The sequence below is a fragment of the Streptomyces prasinopilosus genome (assembly GCF_001419695.1).
In the GTDB taxonomy this organism is placed as follows: Bacteria; Actinomycetota; Actinomycetes; order Streptomycetales; family Streptomycetaceae; genus Streptomyces; species Streptomyces prasinopilosus.
Genome location: NZ_LIRG01000809.1, coordinates 1 through 7313, shown reverse-complemented (window position 1 = coordinate 7313; position 7313 = coordinate 1). Strand labels below are relative to the sequence as shown.

General features: G+C 72.1%; 6 protein-coding genes and 1 pseudogene. 1 reads left to right on the top strand and 6 read right to left on the bottom strand.

Annotated elements, in window-relative coordinates; translation table 11 throughout:
• Positions 1–21: 21 nt before the first annotated feature.
• Positions 22–876, bottom strand: a complete 855-nt coding sequence (locus tag AOK18_RS26820) for an SDR family oxidoreductase (protein ID WP_055696006.1) — start codon at positions 874–876, stop codon at positions 22–24.
• Positions 877–999: 123 nt separating this feature from the next.
• Between AOK18_RS26820 and AOK18_RS26815 the strand changes: the two genes are divergently transcribed.
• Entirely contained in the window at positions 1000–1482 is a 483-nt protein-coding gene (locus AOK18_RS26815; RefSeq protein ID WP_055696005.1) for a winged helix-turn-helix transcriptional regulator, read from the top strand.
• A 100-nt stretch (positions 1483–1582) separates the two neighbouring features.
• Here the strand turns inward: AOK18_RS26815 and AOK18_RS26810 are convergent, their stop codons facing one another.
• The 5 genes and pseudogenes from AOK18_RS26810 to AOK18_RS34805 form a co-directional block, all read right to left on the bottom strand.
• Positions 1583–2584 (bottom strand): 2-oxoacid:ferredoxin oxidoreductase subunit beta, encoded by a 1002-nt coding sequence (locus AOK18_RS26810; protein WP_240503326.1) that lies wholly within the window; start codon positions 2582–2584, stop codon positions 1583–1585.
• Between the two features lie 133 nt (positions 2585–2717).
• Complete coding sequence (locus AOK18_RS26805) at positions 2718–4649, bottom strand: 2-oxoacid:acceptor oxidoreductase subunit alpha (RefSeq protein WP_055696004.1); 1932 nt, start codon at positions 4647–4649, stop codon at positions 2718–2720.
• Between the two features lie 424 nt (positions 4650–5073).
• Positions 5074–5745, bottom strand: coding sequence for a response regulator transcription factor (locus tag AOK18_RS26800; protein ID WP_055696003.1), 672 nt, complete (start codon positions 5743–5745; stop codon positions 5074–5076).
• Between the two features lie 378 nt (positions 5746–6123).
• A pseudogene (locus AOK18_RS34810) lies at positions 6124–6664 on the bottom strand (sensor histidine kinase); the annotation flags it as partial.
• Between the two features lie 2 nt (positions 6665–6666).
• The coding region (locus AOK18_RS34805; RefSeq protein ID WP_420865647.1) for a sensor domain-containing protein at positions 6667–7313 on the bottom strand (647 nt) is incomplete at both ends.

The following is a 7313-nucleotide window of genomic DNA, read 5'->3' as shown; positions in this document are numbered from 1 at the left end:
GGCCGGGGACCGCCGGGGAGGTCAGCCCTTCAGGGCGGCGGCGACGGCGTCCGCGAGCGGGGTGGTGGGGCGGCCGGTCAGACGGGCCAGGTCACCACTGGTGACGACCAGCTCGCCCTTCTCGATGGAGAGGTCCACGCCGGCGAAGACGGCGGCCATGGGCCCGGGCAGTCCGGCACCGGTCAGGACGCCGGTGAGCTCCTCGACCGTGACCGGCTTGTAGGCGATCTCCCTGCCGGTCTGCCGGCTCAGCTCGGCCGCGTACTCGGAGAGGCTCCACGCCTCGTCGCCGCCCAGCTCGTACGTCTTGTTCTCGTGTCCCTCGCCGGTGAGCACGGCGACGGCGGCCGCGGCGTAGTCGGCGCGCGCCGCGGAGGAGACGCGGCCCTCGCCGGCGGCGGCGACGACCGCGCCGTGCTCCAGCACCGGGGCGAGGTTCTCGGTGTAGACCTCGTGGTACCAGCCGTTGCGCAGCAGGACGTACGGCACGCCGGAGGCCAGCAGGGCCTTCTCGGTGCCGCGGTGGTCGTCGGCGAGCGCGGCGGTCAGCGTCCCGAGGGCGCTGGTGTAGGCGAGGAGGGCGACTCCGGCGGCCTTGGCGGCCTCGATGACCACCCGGTGCTGCCGCACCCGGCCCTTGTCGAACTCGTTGCCCGAGATCAGCAGCACCTTGTCGCCCGCCGCGAAGAGGCCGTCGAAGGTCTCGGGCGCGTTGTAGTCGGCGACCGCGAGCCGGACGCCGCGCTCCGCCAGGTCGGCGGCCTTCTCCGGGCTGCGGACGACGGCGGTGACCTGCTCGGCCGGAACCTTCTCCAGCAGCTGCTCCACGACGTGGCGGCCGAGGTTCCCGGTGGCTCCGGTGACGACGATGCTCATGCTCAGAACTCCTTGTGGGGGTGCGATGGCACCCACGCTAGGACTTGCACTAACTTTTTGTAAGTACCCACTTTGAAGTAAGGTACTGGCATGACGGTAAGTGAGGGTGTACCGGCGTCCCGGATGTCCGCTCCCGGGCCCCCGCCGAGCGAGCGGGAGGCGATGTGCCCGCACCGCCTGGTCCTGGAGCACGTGACGAGCCGCTGGGGCGTGCTCGTGCTGATCCGCCTCCTGGAACGGCCCCACCGCTTCAGCGAGCTGCGCCGGGCGATCGGCAGGGTCAGCGAGAAGATGCTCACCCAGACCCTCCAGACGCTGGAGCGCGACGGCCTCGTCCATCGTGACGCCCAACCGGTGATCCCGCCACGCGTCGACTACTCCCTCACCGGCCTGGGGCGCGAGGCGGCCGAACAGGTGCGCGCGCTGGCCTCGTGGACCGAGCGGCGCATGGACGGCGTACTGGCCGCCCGCCGGGCGTACGACGAGGCCCGGCGGACGCACACCGAAGCCCCGCGGTCAGGCGACGGAACCCCGCGGACGCACACCGAAGCCCCGCGGGCGGGCGACGGAACCCCGCGAACGGACGACGAGGCCCGGACGCTCTGAAGCGTCCGGGCCTCGCGCGGAGCGTTCCGCGTACGGCCGCCCCCGCGGGAGCCGCCTCCCGGGCGGCCGCCCGCGGACGGGGCCGTGTGTCGGCGGCTGCTCAGCCGACGACCGTCCACGTGTCGTTGCCCGCCAGCAGCGCGCCCAGTTCGCCCTTGCCGTGCTGCTCGACGGCGGCGTCCAGCTGCTCCGCCATCAGCGTGTCGTAGACCGGACGGTCCACGGAGCGGAAGACACCGATCGGAGTGTGGTGCAGGGTGTCCGGATCGGCGAGCCGGGACAGCGCGAACGCGGTGGTCGGGGACGCCGCGTGCGCGTCGTGGACCAGGACCTCCGCCTCGTTCTCCGCGGTCACCGCGACCACCTTCAGGTCCCCGGTGGCCTGGTCCCGGACGACACCCTTCGCGCGGTCCGCACCGAAGCGGATCGGACTGCCGTGCTCCAGCCGGATCACCGCGTCCTCGGCCTGCTGCCGGTCCTTGAGGACCTCGAAGGCGCCGTCGTTGAAGATGTTGCAGTTCTGGTAGATCTCGATCAGGGCGGTGCCCGGATGGGCGGCGGCCTGCCGCAGCACCTCGGTCAGGTGCTTGCGGTCCGAGTCGACCGTACGGGCCACGAAGGACGCCTCCGCGCCGATCGCCAGCGACACCGGGTTGAAGGGCGCGTCCAGCGAACCCACCGGCGTCGACTTGGTGATCTTGCCGATCTCGGAGGTCGGCGAGTACTGGCCCTTGGTCAGGCCGTAGATCCGGTTGTTGAACAGCAGGATCTTCAGGTTGACGTTGCGGCGCAGTGCGTGGATCAGATGGTTGCCGCCGATGGACAGCGCGTCCCCGTCACCGGTGACGACCCACACGCTCAGGTCCCGCCGGGACGCCGCCAGACCCGTCGCGATCGCGGGGGCGCGGCCGTGGATGGAGTGCATCCCGTAGGTGTTCATGTAGTACGGGAAGCGGGACGAACAGCCGATGCCGGAGACGAAGACGATGTTCTCCCTCGCCAGCCCGAGCTGGGGCATGAAGCCCTGCACGGCGGCCAGGACGGCGTAGTCGCCGCAGCCGGGGCACCAGCGCACCTCCTGGTCGGACTTGAAGTCCCTCATCGACTGCTCGGCCTCGGCCTTGGGCACCAGGGCGAGCGCGTCACCGAACGGGGAGCCCCCGGGGGAGGAGCCCTTGCCGGAGGAGCCCCCGCGGGGGGAGTCGCCGAGGGAGGACGGGGCGCCTGCCGGTGTCTCAGTCATCGATGGCCTCCTTCAGCACCTCGGCAAGCTGCTCCGCCTTGAACGGCATGCCGTTGACCTGGTTGTGGGAGCGGGCGTCGACCAGGTACTTCGCCCGGATCAGAGTGGCGAGCTGGCCGAGGTTCATCTCCGGTACGACCACTTTTTCGTAACGCCTCAGGACCTCCTCCAGATTCCGGGGGAAGGGGTTGATGTGGCGCAGATGGGCCTGCGCGACCGCGCCCCCCGCGTCCCTGATGCGCCGTACGGCGGCGGTGACGGGCCCGTAGGTGGACCCCCAGCCGAGCACGAGCACCCCGGCCCCGCCGTCCGGGTCGTCGACCTCCAGGTCGGGGACCTCGACCCCGTCGACCTTCGCCTGCCGGGTGCGCACCATGAAGTCGTGGTTGGCCGGGTCGTACGAGATGTTGCCCGTGCCGTCCTGCTTCTCGATGCCGCCGATCCGGTGCTCCAGACCCGGGGTGCCCGGGATCGCCCACGGCCTGGCCAGCGTCCGCGGATCCCGCTGGTACGGCCAGAACACCTCGGTGCCGTCGTCCGTCGTGTGGTTGGGGCCCTGCGCGAACCGCACCCTCAGGTCGGGCAGCTCCTCCGTGTCCGGGATGCGCCACGGCTCGCTGCCGTTGGCCAGGTAGCCGTCGGAGAGCAGGAAGACCGGCGTCCGGTACGTCAGCGCGATCCGAGCCGCCTCGAGCGCCGCGTCGAAGCAGTCGGCCGGCGTGCGCGGCGCGACCACCGGGACCGGCGCCTCGCCGTTGCGCCCGTACATCGCCTGGAGCAGGTCCGCCTGCTCGGTCTTGGTGGGCAGGCCCGTGGACGGGCCGCCGCGCTGGATGTCCACGATCAGCAGCGGCAGCTCCAGCGACACCGCGAGACCGATCGTCTCGGACTTCAGCGCCACCCCCGGGCCGGACGTCGTCGTCACGGCCAGCGAACCGCCGAAGGCCGCCCCCAGCGCGGCACCGATCCCGGCGATCTCGTCCTCGGCCTGGAAGGTCCGTACACCGAAGTTCTTGTGCCGGCTCAGTTCGTGCAGGATGTCCGACGCCGGTGTGATCGGGTACGACCCCAGGAACAGCGGCAGGTCGGCCTGCCGGGACGCCGCGATCAGCCCGTACGCCAGGGCCAGGTTGCCGGAGATGTTGCGGTACACGCCCGGCGGGAACGCCGCGGCGGCCGGAGCCACCTCGTAGGAGACGGCGAAGTCCTCCGTCGTCTCCCCGAAGTTCCAGCCCGCGCGGTACGCGGCGATGTTGGCCGCCGCGATGTCCGGCTTCTTGGCGAACTTCGAGGTCAGGAACTTCTCCGTGCCCTCGGTCGGCCGGTGGTACATCCAGCTCAGCAGGCCGAGCGCGAACATGTTCTTGCTGCGCTCGGCCTCCTTGCGGCTGAGGTCGAACTCCTTCAGCGCCTCGATCGTCAGCGTCGTCAGCGGCACCGGGTGGAGGCTGTAGCCGTCGAGCGAGCCGTCCTCCAGGGGGTTGCTCGCGTAGCCGACCTTCTGCAGCGCCCGCTTGGTGAACTCGTCCGTGTTGACGATGATCTCCGCACCGCGCGGCAGGTCCCCGATGTTCGCCTTCAGGGCGGCCGGGTTCATCGCCACCAGCACGTTCGGCGCGTCACCCGGGGTGAGGATGTCGTGGTCGGCGAAGTGGAGCTGGAAGGACGAGACACCCGGCAGGGTGCCGGCCGGGGCACGGATCTCGGCGGGGAAGTTCGGCAGGGTCGACAGGTCATTGCCGAAGGAGGCCGTCTCCGAGGTGAAGCGGTCACCGGTGAGCTGCATACCGTCACCCGAGTCTCCCGCGAACCTGATGATCACCCGGTTCAGACGGCGGACGGCCTTCCCGCCCGCCGCTTTGCGCTGCTCTCCTAGGACTGTTCCGTCGGCCTGCTCCGCTGGGCTGCTGACCTGGCTGGTCACTGAACTGAACCTCCTCGAGGGCGGCTGTCCGGGACCGGCCCTCCCTCGGACCGTCCCCGGGATCAACCCTACGTCCGTAGGAGTCGCCTTCTCGGGGTCATTCGCATCTTGGACACGACTTCGCGACGTCCCGTGCGACACCGGCACGGCACCCGGAGCACCGGCGTGCCCCGCCCCCTGCCCGGATCCCCCGTTCGGCGGCCCATCGACCCCTGCCCTCCAGGACGCCCTCCGCCCGCGGACGGTTCGGCCCGCGCCGGCCGGTCGACGCCGCCTCTCCGCAGGCCGGCGCCGCTCTCCACGGGCCGACACCGGTCCCCACAGGGCCGATGCCGGCCGGCGCCGTCCGGGGCCGTGCCGATGGCGGCCGGCGCCGTGCGACGCCGGCCGGGCGTGCCGGTGCCGGTGCCGGCCGAAGGCGGGTTCAGGAGTTGAGGTAGGTGAGGACCGCGAGCACCCGGCGGTGGTCGCCGTCGCTCGGGGACAGGCCCAGCTTCAGGAAGATGTTGCTGACGTGCTTCTCCACCGCTCCGTCGCTCACCACCAGCTGCCGGGCGATCGCCGAGTTCGTCCGCCCCTCGGCCATCAGGCCCAGCACCTCCCGCTCACGCGGGGTGAGCCTCTCGAGAACGTCCTGCTTGCGGCTGCGGCCGAGCAGCTGCGCCACCACCTCGGGGTCCAGCGCCGTACCGCCCCCGGCCACCCGCACCACCGCGTCCACGAACTCCCGCACCTCGGCCACCCGGTCCTTGAGCAGGTAGCCGACGCCCCGGCTGGAACCGGCGAGCAGCTCCGTGGCGTAGCGCTCCTCCACGTACTGCGACAGCACCAGCACCCCGAGACCCGGATGCGCCCTGCGCAGCTGGACGGCGGCCCGCACCCCCTCGTCGGTGTGCGTCGGCGGCATCCGGACGTCGGCCACCACGACGTCCGGCAGCTCCCCCTGGTCGTGCAGTTCGGTGATCGTCTTGATCAGTGCGTCGCCGTCGCCGACCCCCGCCACGACCTCGTGCCCCCGGTCGGTCAGCAGCCGGGTCAGGCCCTCCCGCAGCAGCACTGAATCCTCGGCGATGACCACGCGCACCCTGTCCTCCATGATTCCTCGGCCCCCATGACCCTCCTCCGCGCCCGCCCGTCCGGCGGCTCGGTCGACGGGACCAGCATCCCAGCATCCGGTGGCGGCGCGGAGGGGCGAGGGGGGAGACCTCCGGGCAGGGGCCGGCACCGACCGAGGGAAGGTACCGGCATCGACCGAGGGAAGGGACCGGCACCGACCGCGGGGAGGGGGCGGCCCCGGTGTGGACAGGGACCGGTTCCTGGGCGGACAGGGGGCCGGGGCCGCCCCGGCCAAGAGGGGTTCTCCCGCCGCAGGAGGGGCAGGGGCGTCCCGGTACGAGAGGTGTGCGGGTACGGGCCCTCACCCGTACCCGCACACCCGCGGTCGCTTCCGTGCCCTCGGCCGCTGCTCACCCGGTCACGGCGTCCGCTCCACCCGCCAGGGCAGTTCCGCCGTCACCCGGGTCGGGCCGCCGGCCGGGGAGTCGACGACCAGGATCCCGTCCACCGCGTCCAGCCGCTCCGCGAGACCGGCGAGCCCGGAACCCCCGGACACGTCGGCACCGCCCACGCCGTTGTCCTCGACCTGCACCATCAGCCGGTTCTCCGCCCGCCACACCTCCACGGTCGCCCGGGTCGCCCGCGCGTGCTTGCTGATGTTCTGCAGCAGCTCCGAGACCGTGAAGTAGGCGATGCCCTCGATCGCCGGCGCCGGGCGCTCCGTCAGGTCCACCTCCACCCGCACCGGGACCGTGCACCGGGAGGCCACCGAGGAGAGGGCCGCGTCGAGGCCGCGGTCGGTCAGCACGGCCGGGTGGATGCCGCGCGCCAGGTCCCGCAGCTCCTGCAGTGCCGTCTTCACCTCGCCGTGCGCCTCGTCGACCATGTGCGCCGCGGCCCGCGGGTCCTCCTTCAGCTTCTCCTTCGCCAGCCCCAGGTCCATGGCCAGGTTGACCAGCNNTCGCCAGCCGCGACGGCCCGAGCAGCCCGTGCACCAGCACCCGGTCCACCATGGTCAGCGCCCGCACGATCCACGGCGTGGCGAGCGTGAACAGCAGACCGATCAGCGCGGTCACCGTGATCTCGAACGGGTTGTCCAGGTAGATCCGGTGCTGCCCGTCGCCGTACAGCTGCATCCCGCCCTGGCCGGCGTACATCGGGAACACCCAGAACCACAGGGGATACGTCAGCAGCGACCATCCGACCGACCAGAGGGTCACCGCGACGGTGAAGGCGAGCACCGCCCACGGCAGGTGCAGCCCCGCGTACAGCAGCGCCCGCCACGAGGCGCCGCTCTTCAGCACCGCGCCCATCCAGGCCACGAACCCCCGGCGCTTCGTCCGCAGCGGCTCCGGCTCGGCCACGTCCAGGCCCAGCAGCCCCCGCGCCCGCGCCCGCTCCAGCGTCCCGAACCCGCGGCAGCCCGCGAGGCCGGCGGCCAGCACCGGCACGCCGAGGAACGTCACCAGCAGACCGGCCCCCAGCGACACCATCGTGACCGCGTAGGTGAAGAGCAGGATGCTGATCGGCAGACTCAGCAGGACGTACCCCAGCTCGCGCCAGGCCCGTGCCTCGACCGGTGCCCGCAGCGCGGCCGGCACCCGGTGC

Bases quoted from the DNA above. Each gene is read 5' to 3' on its own strand.
- AOK18_RS26800 (WP_055696003.1), bottom strand. From the start codon at position 5,745: ATGGAGGACAGGGTGCGCGTGGTCATCGCCGAGGATTCAGTGCTGCTG.
- AOK18_RS26820 (WP_055696006.1), bottom strand. From the start codon at position 876: ATGAGCATCGTCGTCACCGGAGCCACCGGGAACCTCGGCCGCCACGTC.
- AOK18_RS26810 (WP_240503326.1), bottom strand. From the start codon at position 2,584: ATGAGGGACTTCAAGTCCGACCAGGAGGTGCGCTGGTGCCCCGGCTGC.
- AOK18_RS26815 (WP_055696005.1), top strand. From the start codon at position 1,000: ATGTCCGCTCCCGGGCCCCCGCCGAGCGAGCGGGAGGCGATGTGCCCG.